26 protein-coding genes are annotated in these 25416 nt (G+C 66.7%); 16 read left to right on the forward strand and 10 right to left on the reverse strand.

Annotated elements, in window-relative coordinates; genetic code table 11:
- Positions 1–18 precede the first annotated feature (18 nt).
- Both BM162_RS01915 and BM162_RS01920 read left to right on the forward strand, forming a co-directional pair.
- On the forward strand, positions 19–912 hold the full coding sequence (locus BM162_RS01915) for a CHAD domain-containing protein (RefSeq protein ID WP_093416927.1): 894 nt from the start codon (positions 19–21) through the stop codon (positions 910–912).
- Positions 913–1015: 103 nt separating this feature from the next.
- On the forward strand, positions 1016–1603 hold the full coding sequence (locus BM162_RS01920) for a L,D-transpeptidase (protein WP_093416929.1): 588 nt from the start codon (positions 1016–1018) through the stop codon (positions 1601–1603).
- Between the two features lie 141 nt (positions 1604–1744).
- Here the strand turns inward: BM162_RS01920 and BM162_RS01925 are convergent, their stop codons facing one another.
- The gene (locus BM162_RS01925; protein WP_093416932.1) at positions 1745–2398 is read right to left on the reverse strand and encodes a peroxiredoxin; all 654 of its coding nucleotides are present in this window, start codon (positions 2396–2398) and stop codon (positions 1745–1747) included.
- Positions 2399–2681: 283 nt separating this feature from the next.
- On the opposite strand from BM162_RS01925, the gene BM162_RS01930 reads away from it, so the two are divergent.
- The 3 genes from BM162_RS01930 to BM162_RS01940 all read left to right on the forward strand — a co-directional run bounded on the left by BM162_RS01930 (position 2682) and on the right by BM162_RS01940 (position 5309).
- The gene (locus BM162_RS01930) at positions 2682–3611 is read left to right on the forward strand and encodes a VOC family protein (RefSeq protein WP_093416934.1); all 930 of its coding nucleotides are present in this window, start codon (positions 2682–2684) and stop codon (positions 3609–3611) included.
- 1 nt (position 3612) lies between these two features.
- A complete protein-coding gene (locus tag BM162_RS01935; RefSeq protein ID WP_093416937.1) occupies positions 3613–4209 on the forward strand; it encodes an alpha/beta hydrolase in 597 nt (198 codons plus the stop codon).
- A 65-nt stretch (positions 4210–4274) separates the two neighbouring features.
- Positions 4275–5309, forward strand: coding sequence for a phosphotransferase (locus BM162_RS01940; RefSeq protein ID WP_093416940.1), 1035 nt, complete (start codon positions 4275–4277; stop codon positions 5307–5309).
- Here the strand turns inward: BM162_RS01940 and BM162_RS01945 are convergent.
- The 4 genes from BM162_RS01945 to BM162_RS01960 all read right to left on the reverse strand — a co-directional run bounded on the left by BM162_RS01945 (position 5306) and on the right by BM162_RS01960 (position 8905).
- The gene (locus BM162_RS01945) at positions 5306–5953 is read right to left on the reverse strand and encodes an RluA family pseudouridine synthase (protein WP_093416942.1); all 648 of its coding nucleotides are present in this window, start codon (positions 5951–5953) and stop codon (positions 5306–5308) included. The two genes, BM162_RS01940 and BM162_RS01945, sit on opposite strands and share 4 nt — an antisense overlap.
- Positions 5954–6077: 124 nt before the next feature.
- Positions 6078–7100: an aspartate-semialdehyde dehydrogenase gene (locus tag BM162_RS01950; protein ID WP_093416945.1), complete on the reverse strand. Its 1023-nt coding sequence runs from the start codon at positions 7098–7100 to the stop codon at positions 6078–6080.
- Between the two features lie 72 nt (positions 7101–7172).
- Positions 7173–7979 (reverse strand): metallophosphoesterase family protein, encoded by an 807-nt coding sequence (locus tag BM162_RS01955; RefSeq protein ID WP_093416947.1) that lies wholly within the window; start codon positions 7977–7979, stop codon positions 7173–7175.
- Positions 7976–8905, reverse strand: coding sequence for a diacylglycerol/lipid kinase family protein (locus tag BM162_RS01960; RefSeq protein ID WP_093416950.1), 930 nt, complete (start codon positions 8903–8905; stop codon positions 7976–7978). The genes BM162_RS01955 and BM162_RS01960 overlap by 4 nt, the downstream gene beginning before the upstream one ends.
- A gap of 156 nt (positions 8906–9061) precedes the next feature.
- Here BM162_RS01960 and hmgA point away from each other — a divergent pair, with 156 nt between their 5' ends.
- Positions 9062–10423, forward strand: coding sequence for a homogentisate 1,2-dioxygenase (hmgA, locus tag BM162_RS01965; protein WP_093416952.1), 1362 nt, complete (start codon positions 9062–9064; stop codon positions 10421–10423).
- 280 nt (positions 10424–10703) lie between these two features.
- Here hmgA and BM162_RS01970 read toward each other — a convergent pair whose 3' ends face one another.
- The 3 genes from BM162_RS01970 to BM162_RS01980 form a co-directional block, all read right to left on the reverse strand.
- Positions 10704–11501: a metallophosphoesterase family protein gene (locus BM162_RS01970; RefSeq protein WP_093416955.1), complete on the reverse strand. Its 798-nt coding sequence runs from the start codon at positions 11499–11501 to the stop codon at positions 10704–10706.
- Positions 11502–11581: 80 nt separating this feature from the next.
- Positions 11582–13177 (reverse strand): phosphoglycerate dehydrogenase, encoded by a 1596-nt coding sequence (serA, locus tag BM162_RS01975; protein ID WP_093416957.1) that lies wholly within the window; start codon positions 13175–13177, stop codon positions 11582–11584.
- 123 nt (positions 13178–13300) lie between these two features.
- Complete coding sequence (locus BM162_RS01980) at positions 13301–14458, reverse strand: phosphoserine transaminase (protein WP_093416960.1); 1158 nt, start codon at positions 14456–14458, stop codon at positions 13301–13303.
- 369 nt (positions 14459–14827) lie between these two features.
- Here BM162_RS01980 and BM162_RS01985 point away from each other — a divergent pair, with 369 nt between their 5' ends.
- From BM162_RS01985 to BM162_RS02010, 6 genes are all read left to right on the forward strand, one after another.
- Positions 14828–15070: a hypothetical protein gene (locus tag BM162_RS01985; RefSeq protein ID WP_093416962.1), complete on the forward strand. Its 243-nt coding sequence runs from the start codon at positions 14828–14830 to the stop codon at positions 15068–15070.
- Complete coding sequence (locus BM162_RS01990; protein WP_093416964.1) at positions 15067–17079, forward strand: AAA family ATPase; 2013 nt, start codon at positions 15067–15069, stop codon at positions 17077–17079. Before BM162_RS01985 ends, BM162_RS01990 begins: the two co-directional genes overlap by 4 nt.
- Positions 17080–17340: 261 nt before the next feature.
- Positions 17341–17589, forward strand: coding sequence for a hypothetical protein (locus BM162_RS01995; protein ID WP_093416967.1), 249 nt, complete (start codon positions 17341–17343; stop codon positions 17587–17589).
- A gap of 145 nt (positions 17590–17734) precedes the next feature.
- On the forward strand, positions 17735–18409 hold the full coding sequence (locus BM162_RS02000) for an HK97 family phage prohead protease (RefSeq protein WP_093416969.1): 675 nt from the start codon (positions 17735–17737) through the stop codon (positions 18407–18409).
- A gap of 2 nt (positions 18410–18411) precedes the next feature.
- A complete protein-coding gene (locus tag BM162_RS02005) occupies positions 18412–19593 on the forward strand; it encodes a phage major capsid protein (RefSeq protein WP_218153062.1) in 1182 nt (393 codons plus the stop codon).
- Between the two features lie 224 nt (positions 19594–19817).
- On the forward strand, positions 19818–21872 hold the full coding sequence (locus BM162_RS02010; RefSeq protein WP_093416974.1) for a hypothetical protein: 2055 nt from the start codon (positions 19818–19820) through the stop codon (positions 21870–21872).
- A gap of 18 nt (positions 21873–21890) precedes the next feature.
- On the opposite strand, the gene BM162_RS02015 is transcribed toward BM162_RS02010, so the two are convergent.
- Together BM162_RS02015 and BM162_RS22680 are read right to left on the reverse strand one after the other, a co-directional pair.
- The gene (locus tag BM162_RS02015; protein WP_143096097.1) at positions 21891–22313 is read right to left on the reverse strand and encodes a hypothetical protein; all 423 of its coding nucleotides are present in this window, start codon (positions 22311–22313) and stop codon (positions 21891–21893) included.
- Positions 22314–22513: 200 nt separating this feature from the next.
- Positions 22514–22666 carry a hypothetical protein gene (locus BM162_RS22680; protein ID WP_177215017.1) on the reverse strand — a complete coding sequence of 51 codons (153 nt, stop codon included), beginning with the start codon at positions 22664–22666 and terminating at the stop codon, positions 22514–22516.
- Positions 22667–22803: 137 nt separating this feature from the next.
- Between BM162_RS22680 and BM162_RS02020 the strand changes: the two genes are divergently transcribed.
- From BM162_RS02020 to BM162_RS02035, 4 genes are all read left to right on the forward strand, one after another.
- Positions 22804–23184, forward strand: coding sequence for a hypothetical protein (locus BM162_RS02020; RefSeq protein ID WP_093416980.1), 381 nt, complete (start codon positions 22804–22806; stop codon positions 23182–23184).
- Positions 23181–23444, forward strand: a complete 264-nt coding sequence (locus tag BM162_RS02025; protein ID WP_093416983.1) for a hypothetical protein — start codon at positions 23181–23183, stop codon at positions 23442–23444. The genes BM162_RS02020 and BM162_RS02025 overlap by 4 nt, the downstream gene beginning before the upstream one ends.
- A 114-nt stretch (positions 23445–23558) precedes the next feature.
- Positions 23559–23978: a MerR family transcriptional regulator gene (locus BM162_RS02030; RefSeq protein ID WP_093416986.1), complete on the forward strand. Its 420-nt coding sequence runs from the start codon at positions 23559–23561 to the stop codon at positions 23976–23978.
- Between the two features lie 229 nt (positions 23979–24207).
- On the forward strand, positions 24208–25236 hold the full coding sequence (locus BM162_RS02035) for a tyrosine-type recombinase/integrase (RefSeq protein ID WP_093416989.1): 1029 nt from the start codon (positions 24208–24210) through the stop codon (positions 25234–25236).
- The last annotated feature ends 180 nt before the right edge of the window (positions 25237–25416 follow it).

Raw genomic sequence — 25416 nt, forward strand, 5'->3', positions numbered from 1 at the left:
GCAGGAAAGGGGGAAACCGTGGTCTACAGCCTCAAGGCGTCGCACCCCAAGCTCGGGGACGGCATCCGCGCCATCGCCCACGACCAGCTCGGCAAGGGGATCAAGTCGCTCGAGACGCAGGAGGACGGCGTGCACGAGGCCGTCCACGACGCCCGCAAGCGCGTGAAGAAGGTACGCGGCCTGATCCGCCTCGTCCGCCCCGCACTGCCGGTCTATTCCTCCGAAAACGCCTATCTCCGCGACGCCGCGCGGCTGGTGTCGGACTTCCGCGACGCCACCGCGATGATCGAATGCTACGACCGGCTGATGGAGGCGCAGCCCGACGGCTTCGACCGCAGCGCCGCTGCGCCGCTCCGCCGCCAGTTCACGCTCGAACGCCAGGCCCAGGCCGATCGCCCGGACGTGCAGGACCGGCTCTCGGGCCTGCGCGACGCGCTGAAGGCCACGCGCGACGGGCTCGAAAGGTGGACGCTCGAGGCCAAGGGCTGGGACGCGATCGAGGACGGCCTGAAGCGCACCTACAAACGCGCCCGCGACGCGATGGAAGTGGCTGAAAAGAGCCGCACGCCCGTGGACATGCACGACTGGCGCAAGCGCGTGAAATACCACTGGTACCACGCCCGACTGCTCAAGAACCTCTGGCCCGAGATGACCGCCCCCCACATCGACGCCGCCGGCCGGCTCGCCGAGCTCCTGGGCGACCACCACGACCTGGTGGAGTTCCGCGCCCGCCTGCCCGGCGCTCCCCTGCCGAAGGGGACGATCAACGCCCTCGACAAGGCCGCCAAAGCCGAGATGGAGCGCCTTGAGTCCGACGCCTTCGCCCTCGGTGCGCGCCTGCTGGCCGAAAGGCCCAAGTGCCTCGCCAAGCGCTGGGGCGCGTGGTGGGACGGCTGGATCGACGCCGGCTGACCGGCCCGGACAAGGCGCCGCGCAGCGGCCTTCCGACCTCGACGGGCCTTCACCGGACGGCGCGTTCGGCGTAGAACAACGAAAAAGCACGAGGCATTCGAGCATGACGACCCGCAGGACCTTCCTCGCCGCCGGCGGGGCGGCCGCCGCCGTTCTGGCGTCCCCCGCCACCGCCGCCCTTTCGACCGCGGACCGCCCGCCGGGCCGCTTCGTCCGCCTGCCGCGCAGGTTCTTCCCGAAAGAGGTCGACGTGAACCCCGCCCTTCCGGCAGGCGAGCTTCACGTGACGCCCGAAGATCACTTTCTCTACTGGACCCTGGGCAACGGTCGCGCCATCCGCTACGGCATCGCGCTCGGCGCGGCGGGGCGTAACTTCAAGGGCGTCGCCACCATCGCCCGCAAGGCCGAATGGCCGTCGTGGCGCCCGACCCGGAACATGATCCGGCTCGAGCCGCACATCTACGGCAAATACCGCGATGGCCTGCCGGGCGGCCACCCAATGAACCCGCTGGGCTCGCGCGCGCTCTACATGTACCAGGGCGGCCGCGACACCTTCTACCGCGTGCACGGCACGCCGCAGCCCTGGACGATCGGCCAGTCCTTCTCCTCGGGCTGCGTCCGGCTTGTCAACCAGCACATCGAGCATCTCTATGCCCAGGTGCCCGTCGGCACGCGGATCGTCGTGCACTGAAGCCGCCCGGACCATCGGGAGGCCCACGCCTGGACCCGAAGAATCCCGCTTCATCTTCGGTCCGGAAAATATCCTCGGGGGTCCGGGGGCAGACAGCCCCCGGACGTCACCGCTGGCGCGAAGCCGCGACCGGTGTCCCGGTCAGGCCGGCAGCTTGGTCTTGCGCAGGTACGGCAGCACGGTGGTGAACTCGCCGTACTTGGCGCGCGCCTCCTCGTCGCTGACCGAGGTCGGAATGATCACGTCCTGGCCCACCTGCCAGTCGGCCGGCGTCGCCACGCCCTGCCCCGAGCTCGTCTGAAGCGCGTCGAGCGCGCGTACAATCTCGGCGAAGTTGCGGCCCACCGTCATCGGATAGGTCATCGACAGCTTCAGCTTCTTGTCCGGCCCGATGATGAAGACCGAGCGCACGGTCTGGCTGTCGGCCGGGGTGCGGCCGTCCGGCAGGTACGCCTCGGCCGGCAGCATGTCGAAGGCCTTGGACACCTCCAGCCCCTCGTCCGCGATGATCGGGAAGCCGACATTGCACGAGCCGGCGGTCTGGATGTCCTCGATCCAGCGGGTGTGATCCTCGACCGGATCGACCGACACGCCGATGACCTTGGTGTTGCGTTTGGTCCACTCGTCGGCCAGCTGCGCCACCGCGCCGAACTCGGTCGTGCAGACCGGGGTGAAGTCCTTGGGGTGGCTGAACAGGATCGCCCAGCTGTCGCCGATCCAGTCGTGGAAGCGAATCTCGCCCTGGCTGGTCTGGGCGGTGAAGTCGGGAACGGTGTCGTTGATGCGAAGCGCCATGAGGACCTCCTTTCGATGTGACTTGGCGTGAACATAAGGTCTCGCGCGGCTAGGTGACAGGCCCGGTGCGCAGATCGGAACGCGGACCGCCGCGCCCGCGCTCCACGTGAAACGTCCATCCTGCCTTGGGCCGCGCCGTCCCTCCGCCGTTCGGGCCGACGCCGAGCCGGCGAAGATGTCGTCCCTGTGCGCCGATGCAGGAAACCGGTGCGCCGCCGCCGAGTTTCCCCGCATGAGCGCACGCCCTACCTTCACGGGCAACGCCAGCTCAGGGAGACTCGCCATGCTGACCCAGATCAGGGGCATCCACCACGTCACGTCCCTCGCCTCGGACGCGCAAGAAAACAACGCCTTCTTCACCAAGGTGCTCGGCCTGCGCCGGGTCAAGAAAACGGTCAACTTCGACGCGCCCGACGTCTACCACCTGTATTACGGGGACGAGGTCGGCACGCCCGGCACCGTGATGACGTATTTCCCCTTCCCGAACGCCGCCCGCGGCACCCGCGGCGCGGGCGAGGTCGACGTCACCCGCTTCTCGATCCCGAAGGGCACTGCAGAGGCCTGGGCAGACCGCCTGGCCTCGGCCGGGGTCGAGGGAATCGCGCGCTCACAGCTCTTCGGCGACACCGCGCTGGCCTTCTCCGGCCCCGACGGAGACGGCTTCGAACTGGTCGAGGCGGACGATCCCCGCACGCCTTGGACCGGTGGCGGCGTGGGTTCGGACATGGCAATCCGCGGCTTCCATTCCGCCCGCCTGCGCCTGAAGAAGACTGCCGCGACCGAAGAGCTTCTGGCCTTCATGGGCTATGAAAAGCGGGCCACCGACGGCGCGCTCACCCGCTTCACCGTGGCCGGCGGCAACCCAGCCGACGCCATCGACCTGGAACACGCACCCGAAGCGGCCCCGGCCCGGCAGGGCGCGGGCTCGGTGCACCACATCGCCTTCGCCGTCGACGACCGCGCCGCCCAGCTCGAGGTGCAAAAGGCCCTGACCGAAGCGGGCCACCGCATCACGCCGGTCATCGACCGCGACTATTTCTGGGCCATCTACTTCCGCACCCCCGGCGGCGTCCTGTTCGAGGTCGCCACCAACGAGCCGGGCTTCGACAGCGACGAGGACCGCGCGCATCTGGGCCAGTCGCTCAGGCTGCCGACGCAGCACGAGCACCTGCGCGCCCGGCTCGAGCAGCACCTGCAACCGATCGAGGACTGACATGAGCTATTTCGCCAACCGCACCGAGGCCGAGTCCGGCGCGCCGCTCGTCCTGACCTTCCACGGCACGGGCGGGGACGAGTACCAGTTCCACGGCCTCGGCTCCGAACTGGTGCCGGGCGCCCACGTGGTGTCGCCCCGCGGCGACGTGGACGAAGGCGGGCACGCCCGCTTCTTCCGCCGCACCGGCGAAGGCGTCTACGACATGGAGGACCTGTCGCGCCGCACCGACACCATGGCGCAGTTCATCTTCGCCGAGAAGCTGCGCACCAGCCCAAGCCGCGTCATCGGGCTGGGATATTCGAACGGGGCGAACATCCTCGCCTCGCTGTCGTTCCGCCACGCTGACCTGGTGGACGACCTGGTGCTGATGCACCCGCTGATCCCGTTCGACCCGGACCCGCAGCCGCTGCTGGCCGGGCACCGCGTCCTGATCACCGCCGGACGGCGCGATCCGATCTGCCCGCCCGACCTGACCGAGACGCTGAGCGCCTACTACGCCGCCCACGGCGCGGCCGTCACCACCCACTGGCACGACGGCGGGCACGAGGTCGCCCGCTCGGAACTCGAAGCCGCGCAGGCGTTCCTGTCCGAGTAGGCCCGGCCATTCGCTCCGCCGGCAGCGCCTTGCCGCGCCTGCCGGCGAGGCGTAATCCTCGCCCCATGACCGCGCCCGACATCACCTTCGTTCCCGACACCGTGCTCAAGCGCGACGTCTTCTCCGAGACCGTTTCGGGCCATGCCGCCGAGGACCCGGCGCACAAGCTCGCCCTGCGCAAGCTCGACGCGCTGCCTTGGGCCACGCGGCCCGTGGCGCGCCTGCTGGCCCGGCGCGAGGTACGGGGCCTGCGCGCGGTGCAGGGGATCGCGGGCACGCCGACGCTGCACCGCGCCGACCGCACAGGCATCTTGCGCGACTGGGCCGAGGGCACGCCGCTGCAACTGGCGAAACCGCGCGACCCGGCGTGGTACGCCGATGCCCGCCGGCTTTTGCGCGAGATGCGGCGGAGGGGCGTGACCCACAACGACCTGGCCAAGCCGCAGAACTGGCTGATGACGCCCGACGGCCGCGCCGCCGTCATCGACTTCCAGCTCGCCCGCACCCACGCGCGCAAGGGCCGGTGGTTTCGGCTGTCCGCATACGAGGACCTGCGCCACCTCATAAAGATGAAGCGGAAGTTCGCGCCGCAACTGATGACCCCGACCGAACGCCGCATCGCCGGGCGCCGGTCGCTGCCGTCGCGGGCGTGGCGCGCGACGGTGAAACCGGTCTACAACTTCGTCACCCGCCGCCTGATGAACTGGTCCGACGCCGAGGGCGCGGGCCTGCGCCTTTCGCAGGAAGGGCCGAAGATCCGCGACACCCTGCTTGCCCACCCGCAGGTCACCGGCGCGGCGCTTTCGACCTTTCCGCAATCGGGTCATGGCGTCGGCCTTTATGCCTTCGTCGAAACCCCGCTCGACCGCGACGCCCTGCGCCGGCTGGTGCCGGCCGACCGGGTCGAACATGTCCAGCCCGTCCCCGCCCTGCCGCGCACGGAGGGCGAGGTGCGGCAGGACGTGCTGGACCTGGTCGCGATGAACCGCATCGACGAACTGGAAACGCTGCTGGCGCGTGAACCGGCGCTCGCGGACACCGTCCGCCCCATCGTCGCCGGGCGCGAGAACCTCACCGACCGGCAGCTTCGCAAGCGCTAGAACGGCGCCTTCGCGCGGAACCGCACCCCGGCGCCGCCATCGGGGTGGCGCAGGCGCAGCTCCTCGGAGTGCAGCATCAGGCGGGGAAAATCGCGCGCCGCGCCCTCGGCATAGAACGGGTCGCCCAGGATCGGGTGGCCGAGTTCCTTCATGTGCACCCGCAGCTGGTGCGACCGGCCGGTCCTGGGAAACAGCCGCACCCGGCTTTCGCCGCCACCGCGCTTCAGCACCTTCCAGTCGGTCTGCGCCGGCTTGCCATTCTCGTGATCGACCATCTGCCGCGGGCGGTTCGGCCAATCCACGATCAGCGGCAGGTCGATCGTCCCGCTGCTTTCGGCCACCTCGCCCCGGACGCGGGCGACATAGGTCTTCTTCGCCTGCCGCTTCTCGAACTGGAGCCCTAGGTGCCGCTGGGCCGAGGGCGTCAGCGCGAAGATCATCACGCCCGACGTGTCCCGGTCCAGCCGGTGCACCAGCAGCGCCTGCGGAAAGGCCGCCTGCACCCGGCTCAGCAGGCAATCGGACAGGTGTTCGCCCTTGCCCGGCACGGACAGAAGGCCCGAGGGCTTGTCGACCACGAGGATCTCGTGATCCTCGTGCACCACCGCCAGCGGCTCCTGCGGCGGGTCATAGACGTCGTCCATGCCGTCCCCCGGGGCGCGCACCCGCCCCATCTTCGGTCTTGAAATATCCCGGGGTCCGGGGCGGAGCCCCGGTCCGCCGGTCGCGGCCTGCGCCGGGGCCGAAACCCCGGCGCAACGGCCCGGTTCAGCCCTTCTTGAGCACCCGCTGGCCCAGCACCTCTGCGATCTGCACCGCGTTCAGCGCCGCGCCCTTGCGCAGGTTGTCGCTGACGCACCACAGGTTGATGCCGTTCTCGATGGTGGGATCCTGGCGAATGCGGCTGATGAAGGTCGCGAAGTCGCCCACGCACTCGACCGGCGTGACGTAGCCGCCGTCCTCGCGCTTGTCGACGACCATGATTCCCGGCGCCTCGCGCAGGATGTCGCGGGCCTCGTCCTCGTCCAGGAATTCCTCGAACTCGATGTTGATCGCCTCCGAGTGGCCGACGAAGACCGGCACGCGCACGCAGGTCGCGGTCAGCTTGATGTTCGGGTCGACGATCTTCTTCGTCTCGGCGACCATCTTCCACTCTTCCTTGGTCGAACCGTCGTCGAGGAAGACGTCGATATGCGGGATCACGTTGAACGCGATCTGCTTGGGATAGACCTTGGGCGCGACTTCCTGGCCCGGCACGTACATGCCCTTGGTCTGGTCCCAGAGCTCGTCGATGGCCTCTTTGCCCGAGCCCGAGACGGACTGGTAGGTCGAGACGACGACGCGCTTGATCTTCGCGCGGTCGTGCAGCGGCTTGAGCGCCACAACCATCTGCGCGGTCGAGCAGTTAGGATTGGCGATGATGTTCTTCTTGGAGTAGCCCTCGACTGCCTCGGGGTTCACTTCCGGAACCACCAGCGGCACGTCGGGGTCGTAGCGGTAGAGCGACGAGTTGTCGATCACCACGCAGCCGGCCTTGGCGGCCTTGGGCGCGTATTCCTTCGTCGCGTCCGACCCGATCGCGAACAGCGCCATGTCCCAGCCCGAGAAGTCGAACTGCGCCAGGTCCTGGGTCTTCAGCGTCTTGTCGCCGAAGCTGACCTCGGTCCCGAGGCTGCGGCGCGAGGCGAGCGCGGCGATCTCGTCGACCGGGAAGTGGCGCTCGGCCAGGATGTTCAGCATTTCACGGCCCACGTTGCCCGTGGCGCCGACGACGGCGACTCGATAGCCCATATGGGTCTCCTTGGTTCTCTTTAAGCGCGGGGTTCTATAGCAGGCGCCTGCAAAGCGGAAGGGGCCCCGGAGTCAGTCGCCTGCGGCCTCCTCGCGCCAGCCGCGGCCCTGCCGGACGAAGGCATGGCTGGACGCCAGCTTGAATGTCGGGGTGGCGCCGGCGACGTAGCGGTCTATCCTCACGTGATCGGGATCGAGCGTGAGAAGGTTGAAGTCGTTCTCCTCGCCCCGCAGCCGGGTGGACAGGCCGGTGCCGGCCTGCACCAGCAGCGTCTCGGCCTCGCCCGCCTCGGCCTTCATCGGGCCGGCCCGCCAGGAATGCAGGTGCCCGCACAGCACGACGTCGGCCCCGCACTCGGCCATAGCGCCGGCGGCCTTAGTCGCCCCGCGCATGAGCTTCTTGTCCACGCCCGGCGCGTGCTCCAGCGGGTGGTGCAGCGCCACGACGCGCACCTTGTGCGGCCGCGCATCGAAGGCGTCGCAGACCCGGCGGACGGTGTGCGAGTGGATGCGCCCGCTCTGCCAGGCCAGCGGGTTCACGGTGTTTACGCCGACGACCTCCATCTCGTCGTCGGACCAGCCGGGCTCGAGATCGCGGTTCACGATCTTGCGGTAGCGCGAAAAGGGCCGCAGCAGCCTGACCCAGAACTCGTCGAGCGGCACGTCGTGGTTGCCCGGCACGGTCAGCACCGGCACGCGGATGCGGTCGATGAAGCTTTTCGCTTCGCGGAACTGGTGCCGGCGCGCGCGCTGGGTCAGGTCGCCCGAGACCACGACGAGGTCCGGGGCCAGCTCCTCGATTCGCTTGAGCAGCGGCGCCACGAGGTCCATGCGCGTGCGCCCGAAATGCAGGTCGGAGAGGTGAAGAAGCCGGCTCATCCCGCGCCCTCCCGCGCGTCGGGCGTGATCACCTGCAACGCGTCGCGGCGCTGGCGGAAGCGGATCGGCGCGCGCATCTTCTCGCGCTCGCCGTCGCGGGCGACGAGCCAGCGACCCTGCCCCTCGACATCGACCTCGTGGCCGTGCAGCAGTTCGAAGTCGCGGTTCTGCGTCATGCTTCGCCCCATCAGCAGGATCGCGTATTTCAGCAGCCCCCAGCGCCCGACATCGGGGGCGAGGAACACGGCGAACGCCCCGTTGCGGATGTAGTCGGCCCCGTCCAGCCCGAACTCTTCAAGCTGATAGGCCGAGTGGGCGACGAAGATCAGCGGCGTCTTCCGGCGCCGCCGCTTGCCATCGACGACCACCCGCACCGTGCGCGCCCGGCGGAAGCCCACCAGCGTCAGCAGCACCGACCAGTAGGCCGCGATCTGCGACCGGCCCCAGCGGCGATAGACGTCTTCGCGCATCTCCAGGATCGCCGGGTAGACGCCGAGGCTGGCGTTGTTCAGGAACAGCTTGCCGTTGACCTCGGCCACCATGACCGGTCGCGCCCGGCCTTCGAGCAGCAGCGCCAGCGCCTGCTCGATGTCGAGCGGGATGCCGAGCCCGCGCGCGAAGAAGTTGAACGTGCCCATGGGCAGGATGCCCAGCCGGGCGTCGGTGCCGTGCAGGGCATCGGCCACCGCACCAATGGTGCCGTCGCCACCCGCCGCGACGATGGTGCCATAGCCGTCCTCGACCGCGGCGCGCGCCGCAGCGTCCGGCGCTTCGGCCTCGCGCAGTTCGTGCACCTTCACCCGGTCGGGATGCACCTGCGCGAAGGCATGCACGGTTTCGTCCAGCCGCGCGTCCCCCTGCTTGCCCGAGCCGGGGTTCAACAGGATACAGATCCGGTCAGGGGAACCGGGGTCGAAGGGGCTCATCGGCGTCTCCGGGCGATCACGTTTGCGTCCTCGCCTGAAACCTCGGCCAGGGGCGGCGGGTTCCGTGCCTTGACTTCGTTGCAAATGCAACGATATCACGTCTGCGACGCCAGGGGCACCCGATTCCGCTCCGCCGCAAACCCTCGGGAGGCACAGATGAACAAGCAGACCGACCCGCGCGAGATGATCCGCGCCGCCGACACCACCGGCACGACCGAAGGCTACATGCCCGGCTTCGGCAACGACTTCGAAACCGAGGCGCTGCCGGGTGCCCTGCCGCAGGGCATGAACTCGCCCCAGAAGTGCAACTATGGCCTGTATGGCGAGCAGCTCTCGGGCACCGCCTTCACCGCGCCGAGCCATCAGAACGAGCGGACCTGGTGTTATCGCATCCGCCCGTCGGTGAAGCACTCGCACCGGTACGAGAAGATCGACCTGCCTTACTGGAAGTCCGCGCCGAACGTGGACCCCGACGTGATCAGCCTGGGCCAGTATCGCTGGGACCCCGTGCCGCACAGCGACGAGGGGCTGACCTGGCTGACCGGCATGCGCACCATGACCACCGCCGGCGACGTGAACACGCAGGTCGGCATGGCCAGCCACATCTATCTGGTCACCGAGTCGATGGAGGACGACTATTTCTACTCGGCCGACAGCGAGCTTCTGATCGTTCCGCAGGAAGGCAAGCTGCGCTTCGCCACCGAGCTGGGGATCATTGACCTCAAGCCGCAGGAGATCGCCGTGATCCCGCGCGGGCTGGTCTATCGCGTCGAGGTGATCGAGGGTCCGGCTCGCGGCTTCGTGTGCGAGAACTACGGCCAGAAGTTCGAGCTTCCGGGCCGTGGCCCAATCGGCGCGAACTGCATGGCCAACCGCCGCGACTTCAAGACGCCCGTCGCCGCGTTCGAGGATCGCGAGGTGCCGTCGACCGTGACCATCAAGTGGTGCGGCCAGTTCCACCGCACGCAGATCGGGCACTCGCCGCTCGACGTGGTGGCCTGGCACGGCAACTACGCGCCGGTGAAGTACGACCTGACGACGTATTGCCCGGTCGGCGCGATCCTGTTCGACCACCCCGATCCGTCGATCTTCACGGTGCTGACCGCGCCCTCGGGCGTGCCCGGCACCGCGAACATCGACTTCGTGCTGTTCCGCGAGCGCTGGATGGTGGCCGAGGACACGTTCCGTCCGCCCTGGTACCACAAGAACATCATGTCCGAGCTGATGGGCAACATCTATGGCCAGTACGACGCCAAGCCGCAGGGCTTCGTGCCGGGCGGCATGTCGCTCCACAATATGATGCTGCCGCACGGCCCCGATCGGAACGCCTTCGAAGGCGCGTCGAACGCCGATCTCGCGCCCGAGAAGCTGGACAACACGATGTCCTTCATGTTCGAGACCCGCTTCCCGCAGCACCTGACGGCCTTCGCCGCCAACGAAGCCCCGCTTCAGGACGATTACATAGACTGCTGGGAGAGCCTCGAGAAGAAGTTCGACGGCACGCCGGGCAGGAAGTAAGCCCGCATCGGCCTTCCCTATGTCACGGCCCGCTTCGGCGGGCCGTTTCCTATTTTGCCGCTGCTGGAAGCGAATCTTGATCCGCCACCGCCGCGTGGCAGGATGATCGGGGCGAGCGGACGCAAACCCGCCGCCCATCGCAGCGGAGGAACCCCATGTCCACGATCCTCGGAGTCATCATCCTTCTCGCCGCGCTTGCGGTGAGCGTGCTTGGCCTTCTCGCGGCCAACCGCGACAGCCGGAAGTTCGACGGAAGCGCGCGTCGCGCGGCCGGCGACGCTCAGCCGACCGGCACGAGCGGAACGCGGCCGCCGGAACCCAGCACCCAGACGTCGCCTCCCTCGAACACCGCCGCCGTGAGCGGGTCGCCGTAACCGGCCCCGGTATCGAGGGCGACGCGGTTGCCCAGGTGCATGGGCTCGGGCACGACGGTGTGCCCGTGCACTACCAGCCGACCATGATCCGACGAATCGTCGAGGAAGCCGTCGCGGATCCAGATCAGGTCGTCCTCGACCTGACGCTCGAGCGGCAGGCCGGGGCGGATGCCCGCGTGCACGAACAGCAGCTCCTCCGTCGCGTGGTAGAGTTGCAGGGACGCCAGGAAATCCTGGTGCGCCTGCGGCACCGTGCGCGCGGCCTCTTCTGCCAATTCGTGCAGCGTCAGCTCGCGGTCGCCGATGCCGTACGAGGCCAGCGTTTCCAGGCCGCCATTGGCGTCCATCAGGAAGGCCGGCCCCTCGCTCGCCGCCATGCCGTAGGACCCCAACGTCTGCACGCCTCCGAGCCTCGGGTTGAACCACGACAGGCCCGAGCGGATGTTGTGGTCGTTCTCGCGCCCTTCTTCAAGGAAGCGCAGGAACATGCGGTCGTGGTTGCCCTTGAGAAAGATCCAGTCGCGCCCGGCGTCGCGCCCCGCGATCAGCCGGTCGAGCACCCCGCGGCTGTCGGGCCCCCGATCGGTGTAGTCGCCTAGGAAGACGATGCGCGCTTCGGGGCCGCCGTCTGCCTCGATCATGTCGAGCGCCCGGTCGAGCCGCGCGCTCTGCCCGTGGATGTCTCCGACGGCGTAGATGGTCATGGGGCCGCTCCTCGGTCCTGGCGTTCCTCCTCGCTAGACCCGGCGAGGAGGAACCGCAAGGGACCGACGAGCGCCCCGCGTCAGGCGACCTCGAACTGGAGCGGACGCACCTGCTGGAACAGCCCGGTGTCGTGCAGCTTCTGCAGCACTTCCTCGGGCGGTTGCTCGTCCAGGTAAAGCAGCGCAATCGCCTGGCTGCCCCGGTCGTTCCGGCCCAGCGTGAAGTTCGCGATGTTCACACCGTTCTGGCCCAGCGTGTTGCCCAGCGCGCCGATTACGCCCGGCTCGTCGCGATTCGTGGTGTAGAGCATGTGCTCCCCAATCTCGGCGTCGATGTTGATGCCCTTGATCTGGATAAAGCGGGGCTTGCCGTCGCTGAACACGGTGCCCGCGATCGAGCGTTCGCGGTCGGCCGTCTTGACCGTCAGCTTGATGTAGGCGTCGAACACGCCGGTCTTGCCCTGCGTCGTCGTGGCGATGTCCACGCCCCGCTCTTTCGCCATCACGGGAGCCGAGACCATGTTCACGTCCGGGTTCGTGGCCTTCATCACCCCGGCCACTGCCGCCGCGTTCAGCGCCGCAGTGTTCATCTCGGTCACGTGGCCGTTGTAGAGGATGTTGATCGCCTCGATCGGCTCGTCCGTCATCTGGCCCACGAAAGCGCCCAGGTGCCCGGCGAGCTTGACCCACGGCCCCATGACCTTGGCCTCTTCGGCCGTCACCGACGGCATGTTCAGCGCGTTCGTCACGGCGCCGGTCAGCAGGTAGTCCGACATCTGCTCGGCCACCTGCAGCGCCACGTTCTCCTGCGCCTCGGTGGTCGCCGCGCCCAGGTGCGGGGTGACGACGACGTTCTCGAGCCCGAAGAGCGGCGAGGTGGTCGCCGGCTCTTCGGCGAAGACGTCGAAGGCCGCGCCGGCGACCCGACCGGCGGTGATCGCCTCGGCCAGCGCGCCCTCGTCCACCAGACCGCCGCGGGCGCAGTTGACGATGCGGACGCCGGGCTTGAGCTTGGCGATGTTCTCCTTCGACAGGATGTTGCGGGTCTTGTCGGTCAGCGGCACGTGCAGCGTGATGAAGTCGGAACGGCCCAGCAGCTCGTCCAGCTCGACCTTCTCGACGCCCAGCTTGTCGGCGCGCTCCTGGCTGAGGAAGGGATCATAGGCAATGACCTTCATCTTCAGCCCGTGCGCCCGGTCGATGACGATCGACCCGATGTTGCCCGCGCCGATCACGCCCAGCGTCTTGGCGGTGAGCTCAACGCCCATGAAGCGCGACTTCTCCCATTTGCCGGCGTGGGTCGAGGCGTTGGCCTCGGGGATCTGGCGCGCGACGGCGAACATCATCGCGATGGCGTGTTCGGCGGTGGTGATCGAGTTGCCGAAGGGCGTGTTCATCACGATCACGCCCTTCTTCGACGCGGCCGGGATGTCTACGTTGTCCACGCCGATGCCGGCGCGGCCGATGACCTTGAGGTTCGTCGCGGCGGCCAGAACCTTGTCGCTGACCTTGGTGGCCGAGCGGATGGCGAGGCCGTCGTACTCTCCGATCACCGACAGGAGCTTTTCCTTGTCCTTGCCGATGGAGGGGTCGAAGGTGACGTCGATGCCGCGGTCGCGGAAGATCTGGACGGCGGTTTCGGACAGCTTGTCGCTGACGAGAACTTTGGGGGCCATGTCAGGCGCTCCTGTGGAATTAGGATCGGGGGAGGGTGCATGTGAGCACGCACCCTACGCATGTCGCTGGGGTCTGGCGCAGGGCGGGTGCTTGCGCGCACCCTTGCCGTCACCGGACCGGGATCAGGCGGCCCTGGCCTGCGCGTCGAGCTCGGCGCGGTAGGCCCAGTCGATCCAGGGCATCAACGCCTCGATGTCCGACGCCTCGACCGTGCCGCCGCACCAGATCCGCAGGCCCGGAGGAGCGTCGCGGTACGCGCCGATGTCGAAGGCCACGCCCTCGGCCTCCAGCCGCTTGGCCACCGCCTTGGCGAAAGCCGCGCCGTCGTGGATCGACGGGTCGGTGAACTTCAGGCAGACCGAGGTGTTCGAGCGGATGGCCGGGTCCTCGGCCAGGAAGTCGATCCAGTCGTTGCGCGCCACGAAGTCGGCCACGACGGCGGTGTTGCGGTCGGCGCGGGCGATGAGGCCCTTCAGGCCGCCCACGGACTTCGCCCAGGCCAGTGCCTGCAGGTAATCCTCGACCGCCAGCATCGACGGCGTGTTGATCGTCTCGCCACGGAAGATGCCCTCGATCAGCTTGCCGCCCTTGGTCAGGCGGAAGATCTTGGGCAGCGGCCAGGGCGGCGTGTAGCTCTCAAGCCGCTCGACGGCGCGGGGGCTGAGGATCAGCATGCCATGCGCGGCCTCGCCGCCCAGCACCTTCTGCCACGAGAAGGTCGCGACATCGAGCTTGTCCCACGGCAGGTCCTGCGCGAAGGCGGCCGAGGTCGCGTCGCACAGCGTCAGGCCCTTGCGGTCGGCCGGAATCACGTCGCCCGACGGCACCCGCACGCCCGAGGTCGTGCCGTTCCAGGTGAAGCAGACGTCGTTGTCGTAGTTCAGCGCGGCCATGTCCACGATCTGGCCGTACTCGGCCTCGTGCACGTTGGCGTCGAGCATGAGCTGCTTGACCGCGTCGGTGACCCAGCCCGCGCCGAAGCTCTCCCAGGCGACCATCTCGACCGGGCGCTCGCCCAGCATGGTCCACATCGCCATCTCGAACGCGCCGGTATCCGAGGCGGGGACGATGCCGATGCGGTAGTCCTCGGGCACGCCGAGGACCTCGCGCGTCTCGTCGATAGCCTGCTTCAGCTTGGCCTTGCCTATGGCGGCGCGGTGCGACCGGCCGAGCGCGGCGTCCTGGAGCGTATCGAGGGAAAAAACGGGGGGTTTGGCGCAGGGGCCAGACGAAAAACGCGGATTGGCCGGCCGCGCGGCCGGGGTCTGTGCGTCAGACATGGTATCCTTCCAGATAAGCGCCCCTCGTTGGGGAGGGGTGTCCCGCTGCGGCACCTACGAAAACCCCGCAAAAAAAGCAAGTGGCAAAGGATCCTGTCTTGCAGGTTCGTGCAGCTTGGCGCGGAACGAGACGAGAACGACGCAGGAGAAGTGGCACAAATCTGGCACACGCTGTTCGCAGGATGTTCCGGTGTCGGCAAAGAAAAACGCCGCCCCGGCTGGACCCCGGAACGGCGCTGAAAAAGATCACGTCAAAGCCTCCCGGCTTCACCCTGAAGTTGACCACAGAAGTGCGGCGAAAGCAAGGCTGAGGTTCTTCTGGGACCGCCGCAGTAACAGCGTCCAGCCGCTCCGGCAGGAGGTGCTGGCATGAGGGTCCTCAACTTCCCCTCCCTCGTCCGCTTCCCCCTGCCCCGGCACGGCGAGGAGTTGACGGTGTATCCTGCGGACGGCGGCCGAGGCGGGCGCCTGATCGTGGACGGTTTCAATCGAGATCGCGGATTCGGTTGGCACGTCGGAACCTTCGACACCTGGCCGGAGGCAATGGCAGCGGCCCGGCAGCATCGTGACGCCGAAGTCGACCTCGCACAGCAGGTCGGGAGGCGCGCATGAAGATCGACCAGACCATGCCCACGATCCTCTCTGCGGCGCTGGAGTGCGCCGAGAGGGGCTGGCACGTCTTTCCGGCACCCCTCGGGACCAAGAAGAGCCACAAGAGCGCCCAGCACAGCGAAGGCCGCGCTTGGGGCGCAACGATCGACCCCGCCGAGATCGAACGCGACTGGCAGCAATGGCCAGCCGCCAACCTCGGCATCGTCACAGGGCCGAAGTCCGGCTTCTTCGTCATCGACGCAGACACCGAGGACGGGCACGGCGTGGACGGCGTAGGGACGCTGAGGCAGTGGGTAGAAGAGCACGGCCCGCTACCGGATACGATCGAGGCGCACACGCCGAGCGGCGGCTGGCACATCTACTTCCGTTACCCGGAAGGGGCGAAGGTTCAGAACAGCGAAGGCCGGATCGCGCCAGGTATCGACGTGCGCGGCGATGGCGGAATGGTGCTCGGGACGCCCAGCGTAAAGCCGGGGACAGGTTTCTATCGCTGGAAGAACCCGCCGGGCTTCTTTGACCTTGGCGAGTGTCCGGAATGGCTGCTGGAGAAGGTACTGGCGGCACAGAAGCCAAAGCTGTCGGAGCGCGCCTCTGTGCGCATCGACACGGGCGGCAACACGTGGGGCGATGCTGCCCTGCGGGACGAGCTTGCGGGCCTCCTGTCGGCCCCGGAAGGGCGCAGGAATGGTGCGCTCAATCACGCGGCGTTCAAGCTGGGCCAGATCGTCGGCGGCGGGCAACTGGACGAGACTCTGGTTCGGGATCGCCTTGCGGCTGCCGCTCAGGGCGTCGGGCTCGAGCCGGGGGAAATCGGGCCGACCATTCAGTCCGGGCTCACGGCAGGCATGGCGGAGCCGCGCAGACCGCAGGAGCGTGAGCAGGCGCACCCGCCGAGCCCGCCTCTCTCGGCCTATGCGAACGAAGCGCCGCAGCCGCAATCGCCGCCGGAGCCTGAGCGGACCAGCCGCTTCTACTCGGCGTCTACGCTGAAGGGGAAGCGCGTACCGGAGCGGGAATGGCTTGTGCCGGACTGGGTGCCGTCCAAGACGGTCACACTATTCAGCGGCGACGGTGGCACCGGCAAGAGCCTTCTGGCGCTGCAAATGGCCGTAGCGGTCGCATCCGGCGGCGGCTGGCTTGGCCTGCCCGTCAAAGCGGGGCGCGTAATCTACATGTCCGCCGAGGATGACGACGACGAACTGCACCGCAGGACAGACGACATCCTGCGCGCCAACTGCCGGGATTATGAGGACGTGGAGGGGCTGACGCTCCGCTCCCTCGCCGGAGAGGACGCACTTTTGGCGGTCGAGACGCAACTGGCGCTCATGCAGTCCGCCCTGTTCAAGGAGTTGGAGCAGCGAACAGCGGACGAGCAACCGGCGCTCGTGGTGATCGACACGCTGGCGGACGTGTACCCGGCGAACGAGAACGACCGGGCGAAGGTTCGGCAGTTCATCGGGATCCTGCGCGGGCTGGCGCTGCGGCAGAAGTGCGCGGTGATCCTCCTCGGACATCCCTCGCTGACCGGCCTCAACAGCGGCAGCGGAACGTCGGGCTCGACCGCCTGGAACAACAGCGTGCGGTCGCGGATGTATCTGCACCGGATCGTTGAGGACGGATACGAACCCGACCCAAACAAGCGCATCCTGTCCAGCCGCAAGAACAACTACGGCCCGACCGGGACGGAGATCGGCATGACCTGGGACGCGGGCGTGTTCAAGGCGGACAGCAAGCCCACGGGCCTCGACCGTATGTCGGCAAACGCCAGGGCCGAGCGCATTTTCCTGAAGCTGCTGAGCACCTTCACGGCGCAAGGGAGACGGGTGAACGCCAAGGGCGGCACGAACTACGCGCCCAAGGTCTTCGCGGCGCATCCCAACTCCGAGGGCATGACCAAGCGGGCGCTGAGTGCGGCGATGGAGTCGCTGCTGACCTCTGGGAAGCTAGTGGTGATGACGGAAGGACCGCAGTCTCGGCGCGTCTCCTACATCGCGGAGGCGGACAAGTGAGCAGTCTTCATCCCCCCTTCATCCCCCGTTGCATAGTGGGTTCGTTAGTGCCTTCACCCCCCCATTCATCCCCCGTTCATCCCCCTAGCCAGACACACCCCCATACCCCCTACGTGCTGCGCCCGCCATTGAAGGCGGGGCGCACGCGGCAAAAATGGCCGGGGGCCGTTCAGACTTCACAGCACACAGACGCAGGACCGGCGTGGGGAGTTGATCTTCGTCGGTGCCAGAATTGGAACCTTTTTTCGGAGGACCAGACGAATGACTGAGCAGAGCAAGAAGAAGGCGTGCGACCGGATCGTCGCCAAGGCGGCGAAGGAGATGGTCGAGGGCCGTGGTGCACCGCTCGGGATGATGATCGACCGGATGCTGACCTTTGCGGCGGCGCAGGCGGTGCGCGTGGAAGGCTCAGCGAAGACGGCGGAGAAGTTCCGGCAGCTGGCCGACAAGATCGAGGCGGGCATCTTCGCGCACCTGGAGAGCGGACAGGGCAAAGGAAGAAAGCATTGACCGGCAACGAGATTCACGGTATGTTCTTCGTGCGATTGATCGGACCCCGAGCCGACAATCCACCTTCGACTGCACCGGTAACGCCGGGAGCGAAGCCAAAAGCGGGCAACTCTGCCTGCGCTTTGTCTTGTTCGAAGGTGGCGCAATGACCCTTCAGAAGTTCGAAAACAACCTGCGGCTTTCCTCGGCGCTCGACGTGGAGGTGAAGGCTGGTCGCGACGGTCAAATTGAGGGCTATGCCTCGACCTTCGGCGGCGGCCCAGACCGTCACGGCGATATCGTGGCGAAGGGCGCTTTCCGGAAGTCTCTGGCGGCTCACAGGGCCGAGGGCACTGCTCCGGCCATGCTCTGGAGCCACGCGATGGAGCAGCCCATCGGCAAATGGCTGGAGCTTGTCGAGGACGACGCTGGGCTCTTCGTGAAGGGCCAGGTGAACCTCAAGACGGAGCGAGGCCGCGAGGCATGGGAGCACGTCGCTGCCGGTGACGTGGGCGCATTCTCCATCGGCTATATCACTCCGGACGGCGGGCGCACGTATCTCGGCGAGGGCAAGTTCCAGCTTTCCGAGGTGGAGTTGGTCGAGGTGTCCCTGGTGACCGTCCCGGCCAACCCCAAGGCGCGGATCACGGCGCACAAGTCTCTCGGCTCCAAGTCCGAGCTGGTCGAGGTCCTGCGCGGCGCCGGGCTCGCCAAGGCGGCGGCCAAGCGCATCGCGGCGGGCGGGTGGTCCGCCCTCAACTCCAACCACGACGAGAAGGCCGCGCAGCTCGCGGCGCGCATCGAGCGGGCGACCGCGCAACTGAAAGGCACCTATCAATGAGCATGCACGACAAGACCCTCACGGCTTCGGCCCGGGCACTCCTGGCGGCTGGCAAGCACCTCCAGAAGAAGGACGGCGAGGATCCCTTCGAGATCCTGACCAAGAAATTTGGCGACCACACCGACGAGGTGATCCGCCGCATCGGCAAGACCGATGAGGCAATGACCGAGGTGAAGGAACAGGTGACGGCCCTCGAGCAGAAGATGGCGCGTGGCGGCGGCGGTGGCCGGCCGGTGCAGGCCAAGAGCTGGGGCGAGCAGTTCACCGACCACGACGGCCTCAAGGCGTTCGCCGAAGAAACCAGCCGTCCGGCGCGCTTCCGCCTCGACCTGAAGACTACGATCACGAACGACGCGGCTTCGGCCGGCGCCCTGGGCACACCGACGCGGGACGCGACGAACCTCCTGCCGAAGCGCCGGATGACCGTTCGCGACCTCCTGCCGGTCATCTCCGTGTCGTCGAACACGATCGAGTACCCGAACCAGACGGGCCGGACGAACAACGCGGCGACCGTGGCGGAGGGTGCGGCCAAGCCCGAGAGCGCGCTGGCATTCGATCTTCAGACCGTGGCGACCCAGGTCATCGCTCACTGGATCCCGGCCTCGCGCCAAGTGATGGACGACGTGCCGCAACTGCGCGACCTGATCGACACGGAACTGCGCTATGGGCTGATGCTCGCCGAGGAGACGCAGCTTCTGAACGGTGACGGGACGGGGTCGAACCTCTCCGGCCTCATCACGAATGCCACGGCGTTCGCCGACCCGCTGACGCAGGCGAGCCCGACCATGATCGACCAGATCGGCGCGGCGATCCTTCAGAACGCGCTGGCGGAGTATCCGGCGGACGGCATCATGATGCACCCGAGCGACTGGATGCGCATGCGCCTGCTCAAGGACGGCGACGGGAAGTACATCCTCGGCAATCCGCAGGCCAACGTGACGCCCAACCTGTTCGGGCTGCCCGTGGTGACGACGCAGGCGATGACCGTGGACAAGTTCCTGGTCGGCAACTTCCAAGCTGCGGCAACGCTCTATGACCGCTGGCAGCCGCGCGTCGAAATCAGCACCGAACACGCCGACTTCTTCACGAAGAACCTGGTCGCGATCCTGGCGGAAGAGCGGCTCGGCCTCGCGGTGAAGAACGCCACGGCGCTCACCTACGGCGACTTCGGCAACGTCGCCTGATGACAGGCAGGACGCGGCCTCAACGCGTCCCCGTTACTCGGTCAGTGGGCAAACCCCGAGAGAGCGCGGTCGGTTTTCCTTCGGGAGCCTCCTTCGACGCGGCGCTCAGCCCCCCTCCAAGGTCCCAGGAGGGGGGCGCTCCAACCTTCACCGCCTCACGTCCCCCACCGACGCGCCCCCAACCCGCACAAATGTCCGCAATTCACACATTCGGAGCCTGACACATGACACAAGCGACCATTGGCGCTCTGCGCGTAGACCTGGGGCTGAACAGCGCCAAGTTCCAAAGCGGCGTGAAGCGCGCCAACAAGTCCCTCCAGGGCATGCGTCAGCAGTTCGCTGCGTTCTCGGCGGCAGCAGCAACCATCGGGGCGGCGTTGGGCGGGATCACGAAGACCGTCGTCGAATCCGCCAACGAAGTCGACCGGTTTGCGAAGGTCGCCAACGCCGCCCCGGCTCGGTTCCAGAAGATGGCCGCAGCAGCTCGCACGGCTGGCATCTCGCAGGAGAAACTGGCCGATCAGTTGAAGGACGTGAATGACCGCGTGGGCGACTTCCTCGCCACTGGCGGCGGGCCGATGGCCGACTTCTTCGAAAAGATCGCACCCCGTGTTGGCGTGACGGCGGAGCAGTTCCGCAACCTGTCCGGCCCCGACGCGCTACAGCTCTACGTGGACAGCTTGCAGAAGGCCAATCTCAGTCAGGGCGAGATGACCTTCTACATGGAGGCGATGGCGTCTGACCTGACGCAACTTCTGCCGCTGTTGAAGAACGGTGGCGCGGAAATGGAGCGAATGGGGAAACGCGCCAAGCAGTTCGGCGCGGTGCTGAGCGCGGAAGCCATTGGGCAGTTGCGGCGCACGCACGTCGCCCTTCAGGAAGTCGGGCTCGTGTTCAAAGGCTTTGCGAACCAGATCGCGACCGCCGTGGCTCCGAGCGTCGAGGCGATGGCGAACGCCTTCTCCGACCTCGCCCTGGAAGGCCAGCCGCTCAACCGGGCGATCACCTTACTGACTGACAACATCGAGCGTCTGAGCGCCTGGACAGCGACAGCCGTCGCGGCGGTGGGCACCCGGCTCGCCTGGGCGATGGGTGCGGCCGCGCTCGGAGTGCGGGGCCTCACCCTATCCCTCCAGGCGCTGAGGGTGGCTCTGATGCGCATTGGCTTGGGTGCCGTCGTCGTCGTTGCGGGCGAGGCCGTCTATCAGTTCGGGCGGCTGGTATCGGCCACAGGCGGTTTCGGAGAGGCGCTGACCCGCCTCAAAGCCGTAGCTGTGGAGGTCTGGGAGAGGATCAAGGACGCGATCGACACGCTGCCTCTGGCGATGGAGGCGGCTACGGCGTCGATGGAAGTAAAATTCCTGCGCGGCTTGGAAAGCATGCTCCAGTCGTTCCAGGACTTTACGAACAAGGTGGTGGGAGGGCTCAACGACACCTTCAAGATGTCCCTGCCGTATCTGAACCTCGAGCCAATCCAGGGAATGGGAACCGGCTCGCTGTCCAAGGCTGCGGCGGCCGCCGAGAGGAACGCATCGAGGCTCGGAGGCAAGCTGTCTGACGCGATGTCTGGCCTTGGTGCTCCGCTCAAGAGCGTTCAGGCGCTGCGTGACCTGATGAAGGGCGCGGAGACTGCCGCCGGCGGCGCAGCTGACGCGGCTGAGCGGATAAATCGTGCGCTTGCCGGTGCGACCGGTGGCGGTGCCGGCGGTGACGGTGGTGGAGGTGGGAACGGCAATAACATCGCCCGAGAGTTCACCGAGATCGAGATGAAGGCCAAGTCAGTGGCCGACACGATCCGCAGCAGCTTCACTGACGCCTTCAAGGGCGCGGTCACTGGGGCCAAGACGCTCGGCGAGGCCGTCACTGCGGCGCTGCGACGGATTTCCGACGCGCTCCTCAACTCGGTCGGCAATGCGATGTTCGGCGGCTTCGCAAACTCCATTACGTCCGCGCTATTCAAGGGCATCCCCGGCTTCACCAGCATTCCCGGCTTTGCCAGCGGGACGAACTTCGCGCCCGGCGGTCTGGCGATGGTGGGCGAGCGCGGGCCGGAACTGGTGAACCTGCCGCGCGGATCGCAGGTGGTGCCGAACCACCGCCTCGACAGTCTCGGTGGATCGGCACGGGTCGAGGTGGTGCCCTCCCCCTATTTCGACGTGCGCGTGTCCGAGGTGAGCCGTCAGGCCAACGCGCCGGCGATCGCCGGGGTGGCGCGTGCCGGGCGCCAGGGCCACGGCGCACGGTCGCAGCAATTCTCGCAACGGGGCACCATGACGTAAGCGGCCGCCGTTCTTCGCTTACGTGATCGGGGGCGGTGTCTCGCTATAGTGCACCTTCGGACAGCGGGTGCCGCCTCGTGCCCAATACTCTAGCCACTCGAGCGTCCCTTCCTCCGCCATCGTCAGCGTCTTCAGCTTCACGAGGGCACCGGCACCGTTTCTCTCCACCCGGATCACGTTGAACGGGCTATAGACGAAGCCGCCAGACGTGCCGAACACGATCTCGCCATAATCAAGATCAGGATACAGCTGGCCGTCCACGTCCGCATAGTATGAAGCCTGATTGCAGGCGCGCATCTGCCTGTTCGACCGAGCGTATACGGCCTGATAATTCTCCTGAAGCTGGAACTGCCGCTGGAAGGCGGTTTGATCCAACTGCGCCTGAGACGTGCAGCCCGCAAGCCCCACGGCAACGATGATCCCACTGATTACGCGCACCACTTTCCCCTCTGCGGCTGATTCGCCCCCTGCGTGTAAGAGAAAGCTTCAATTACGTACGAAAAAGATCAAGACGTGTAAGAAAAAGACGCAACCGCGTGTAACAAAAAGTTCTGCGTCTTTTCGTTACACAACTGCGGAGTAATGGGGAGAGCGTTCGAAAAGTCGCTTCCGCTTGTGCAGAAGATGAAGGCGACTTTCGCTCAGCCAGCGAGGTATCCGCGCTCGCGCAGCCAGTCCGACAGCACTTTCTCGACGAGTGAGGCGACCGACCGGGCGTCCTCCTTCGCTGCCTTCTCGGCTGCTGCTTTCACTTCATCCGTCACGCGAACCGAGATAGCGGAGGTTTTTGCCATTGTGTTCACTTGTGTGCAGTTGACATTCAATCAGTAGGGTGCATCATGCACTCAGTTGCACACAAACGCAACGGCCCCCGAAGGTGCGGTAACACCGACGAGGGCCTGACCGAAGCTCGACCAATGGGAGATCGAGAATGGCTAACGCTATCCATACCACCCGCCGCAGTCTGCTGGCCAGCCTTCCGGCGCTGGGGCTTGCGCCTGCCGCCGCCATGTCGGCCACGGCGCAGGATCCTGTCCCGGAGTACTTCCGTCGCTGGAAGGAGGCGATGGAGGCATGGAACCAGCACGACGAGGCCACGCCGGAGTCCGCGCACCTTTGGGACGAGCACTGCCGATTTGAGAAGCTGCTGTGCACCACGAGGCCGACGACGATGGCGGGTCTGATCGCGCAGATCGAGTTCATCCTGCACCCGCAGGGGCTTGGGGACTACGCCCTCGGGAACATGTGGGAGGACCTCGACCGGAAGCTGGTGGAGAACATGGTGGCGGGCGCGAAGGAGATGGCGGCATGAGCAGAATAATCGGAGAAGCCGCCGACCGCACAGAATCGGCCATGGGCGAACTTCGCAACGCGATGGAAATGCTCGAGTTCGTCTCCTACTGGTCGGTCTGCCAAGTCGCTGATGGCGAGCCCCTTCCGACGGATGCGCGGGACGCCATGATCGGCGCAGTGAACGCAATGAAGCTGCACGTGGATGCACTGTCTGCCGCTCATGAGGCCGAACTCTCGGCGCGCCTGGACGCGGAGCGGCCTCGGCCAGTGGCGGCATAATCTCGGCCCGCGAATGCGCCCGGCTCCAATGGTCGGGCGTCTTTTTCTTCATCCTTCTCTTGACGGAACTTGCGTGCGGCGCTATTCCTTCATGTGACGGATGGAGGCGAGAACATGAAGATGGACGAGTTCAAAGACACGATTGGGGCCAGTCGGCGGGAAATCGAGAACTGGCTGAACCGGGTGGACCCGTTCCTCAGCACGTTCGAGCCGACGAGGCGCGGCATCCCGCGAGAGTACACGAAGGAGAACGTCATCGAACTGGCGTTCATCGCGGCGTTCATCCGCGCCGGATTGGAACTTCAGAGCGCGAGCGCCTACGCACGGACGATGCTTCGGCATTACCGCAACAAGGAAGTGCGGGCATGGGTCGCCTTTCCCGCTGGCGATGCCGCTTCTTCCAAGGCGACCGACGATATCTCGGGCACCGACTTTGCGGCCTTGGCTGCGCGTTCCGACCGATCGGCTGTCACCGTCATCCACGTCAGCGCAGTATTCGAGAAGATCGAGCGGTTGTTTGCGCGTGCCGCTTAACCGGCACCTGAGATTAACCATCGCCCGGTACGGTTAACGGACACTGAGCAGAGCAGACGATGTCCATCCTTCCCGCCCACACCACGCCCCGCGAACTCGCCGAACACCTCGGCGTGTCGGAGCGTACCCTGCGCGAGAAAGCGCGGGCGCTGGGGGCGTACAGGAAGCTGGGCAGCACAATGATCCTGCTTGAAGGTGACGTTAACGCGATCATGGAGGCAGCGCGGCCATGCCACTCAAACTCACCAAGCGCGGCAAAATCTGGCACTACAGCGGCACCGTCGCCGGAAGGCGACTACGCGGCACTACGGGCGCAACGGACAAAGCAATCGCGCAGCGGATCGCGGCGGAAACCGAAGCTGCCGAGTGGAAGCGTCATCTCGATGGACCGGGGGCGCACGTGACGTTTGCGCAGGCGTCGATCGCGTACCGTCAAGCGGAGAAGCCCGACCGCTTCCTGGAGAAGATCGAGGACCACTGGCAGGACACGCCGATCCGCGAGATCACACCCGGAGCCATCCGCCAGTCTGCGATGACGCTCTACCCCAACGCCACGGGAGCCACCCGCAATCGGCAGGTCATTGTCCCGACGCAGGCAATCATCAACTTCGCCGCTGAACTGGAATGGTGCGCTCCGATTAAGGTGAAGCGCTTCCCGGTGAATGCGAAAGAAAAAGTGCCCGCCTCACGCGAGTGGGTGGAAGCCTTCGCCGCTCAAGCAGAGGCCGACCACCTGCCGCACCTCGCCGCCCTCTGCCTCTTCATGTTCGGCACGGCTGCGCGCATTGGTGAGGCCGTACGCCTGACGTGGGGCGACGTTGACTTCATCTCACGCAGTGCCGTCGTCAGGATCCGAAAGCCGAAGCCCTGGAACCGCACGGCCCACCTGCCCCAGCCGGTAGTGGTGGCGCTGGCGAACATCCAGAGCAACCGGAATCCGGAAGAACTCGTCTTTGGCTATGCCGGACGTGGAAGCGTCAAAGACGCCTGGAACAACACCATCACGCGCGCCGGGATCGAGCGTCTCACGCCGCACTCCTGCCGCCACGGCTTCGCTACCACCATGCTCCGCGCTGGTGTGGACGTGAAGACGGTCGCAAAGGCAGGCGGCTGGAAGGACGCAGCCACGGTGCTCAAGACCTATGCCCACGCACTCGAAGACCCCACAGTCTCGGATGCTGTTTTTGGCACAGAAGTGACACACGCGGAAAGCGTGGCACACGTAACTATCGACAATCAAAGGAAAAATCGAGCATGAACATTACCCCTCGTTGGGGAGGGGTGTCCCGCCGCCGCAGATACGGGCCCGGCAGCAATCCGGCAAGTGCAAAATTTCGCAAAATCGACGCACCACCCGCTCCGGTCCCGGCGCACGGCGCTTGCCGGGCAACATCCCGCAACGCGCGGGCCACTGGCCAAGGCGCGCGATCCGTGCTTT

It is taken from the genome of Tranquillimonas alkanivorans (assembly GCF_900115595.1).
GTDB classification, from domain to species: domain Bacteria; phylum Pseudomonadota; class Alphaproteobacteria; order Rhodobacterales; family Rhodobacteraceae; genus Tranquillimonas; species Tranquillimonas alkanivorans.

What these genes read in the sequence shown, in the direction of transcription:
- BM162_RS01985 (WP_093416962.1), top strand. Translation starts at nt 14,828, where the DNA reads ATGAGGGTCCTCAACTTCCCCTCCCTCGTCCGCTTCCCCCTGCCCCGG.
- BM162_RS02035 (WP_093416989.1), top strand. Translation starts at nt 24,208, where the DNA reads ATGCCACTCAAACTCACCAAGCGCGGCAAAATCTGGCACTACAGCGGC.
- BM162_RS02020 (WP_093416980.1), top strand. Translation starts at nt 22,804, where the DNA reads ATGGCTAACGCTATCCATACCACCCGCCGCAGTCTGCTGGCCAGCCTT.
- BM162_RS01945 (WP_093416942.1), bottom strand. Translation starts at nt 5,953, where the DNA reads ATGGACGACGTCTATGACCCGCCGCAGGAGCCGCTGGCGGTGGTGCAC.
- BM162_RS02005 (WP_218153062.1), top strand. Translation starts at nt 18,412, where the DNA reads ATGCACGACAAGACCCTCACGGCTTCGGCCCGGGCACTCCTGGCGGCT.
- serA (WP_093416957.1), bottom strand. Translation starts at nt 13,177, where the DNA reads ATGGCCCCCAAAGTTCTCGTCAGCGACAAGCTGTCCGAAACCGCCGTC.
- BM162_RS01940 (WP_093416940.1), top strand. Translation starts at nt 4,275, where the DNA reads ATGACCGCGCCCGACATCACCTTCGTTCCCGACACCGTGCTCAAGCGC.
- BM162_RS01930 (WP_093416934.1), top strand. Translation starts at nt 2,682, where the DNA reads ATGCTGACCCAGATCAGGGGCATCCACCACGTCACGTCCCTCGCCTCG.
- BM162_RS01955 (WP_093416947.1), bottom strand. Translation starts at nt 7,979, where the DNA reads ATGAGCCGGCTTCTTCACCTCTCCGACCTGCATTTCGGGCGCACGCGC.
- BM162_RS01990 (WP_093416964.1), top strand. Translation starts at nt 15,067, where the DNA reads ATGAAGATCGACCAGACCATGCCCACGATCCTCTCTGCGGCGCTGGAG.
- BM162_RS01920 (WP_093416929.1), top strand. Translation starts at nt 1,016, where the DNA reads ATGACGACCCGCAGGACCTTCCTCGCCGCCGGCGGGGCGGCCGCCGCC.
- BM162_RS02000 (WP_093416969.1), top strand. Translation starts at nt 17,735, where the DNA reads ATGACCCTTCAGAAGTTCGAAAACAACCTGCGGCTTTCCTCGGCGCTC.
- BM162_RS22680 (WP_177215017.1), bottom strand. Translation starts at nt 22,666, where the DNA reads ATGGCAAAAACCTCCGCTATCTCGGTTCGCGTGACGGATGAAGTGAAA.
- BM162_RS01970 (WP_093416955.1), bottom strand. Translation starts at nt 11,501, where the DNA reads ATGACCATCTACGCCGTCGGAGACATCCACGGGCAGAGCGCGCGGCTC.
- BM162_RS02030 (WP_093416986.1), top strand. Translation starts at nt 23,559, where the DNA reads ATGAAGATGGACGAGTTCAAAGACACGATTGGGGCCAGTCGGCGGGAA.
- BM162_RS02025 (WP_093416983.1), top strand. Translation starts at nt 23,181, where the DNA reads ATGAGCAGAATAATCGGAGAAGCCGCCGACCGCACAGAATCGGCCATG.
- hmgA (WP_093416952.1), top strand. Translation starts at nt 9,062, where the DNA reads ATGAACAAGCAGACCGACCCGCGCGAGATGATCCGCGCCGCCGACACC.
- BM162_RS01935 (WP_093416937.1), top strand. Translation starts at nt 3,613, where the DNA reads ATGAGCTATTTCGCCAACCGCACCGAGGCCGAGTCCGGCGCGCCGCTC.
- BM162_RS01950 (WP_093416945.1), bottom strand. Translation starts at nt 7,100, where the DNA reads ATGGGCTATCGAGTCGCCGTCGTCGGCGCCACGGGCAACGTGGGCCGT.
- BM162_RS01980 (WP_093416960.1), bottom strand. Translation starts at nt 14,458, where the DNA reads ATGTCTGACGCACAGACCCCGGCCGCGCGGCCGGCCAATCCGCGTTTT.
- BM162_RS01925 (WP_093416932.1), bottom strand. Translation starts at nt 2,398, where the DNA reads ATGGCGCTTCGCATCAACGACACCGTTCCCGACTTCACCGCCCAGACC.
- BM162_RS02010 (WP_093416974.1), top strand. Translation starts at nt 19,818, where the DNA reads ATGACACAAGCGACCATTGGCGCTCTGCGCGTAGACCTGGGGCTGAAC.
- BM162_RS01995 (WP_093416967.1), top strand. Translation starts at nt 17,341, where the DNA reads ATGACTGAGCAGAGCAAGAAGAAGGCGTGCGACCGGATCGTCGCCAAG.
- BM162_RS01960 (WP_093416950.1), bottom strand. Translation starts at nt 8,905, where the DNA reads ATGAGCCCCTTCGACCCCGGTTCCCCTGACCGGATCTGTATCCTGTTG.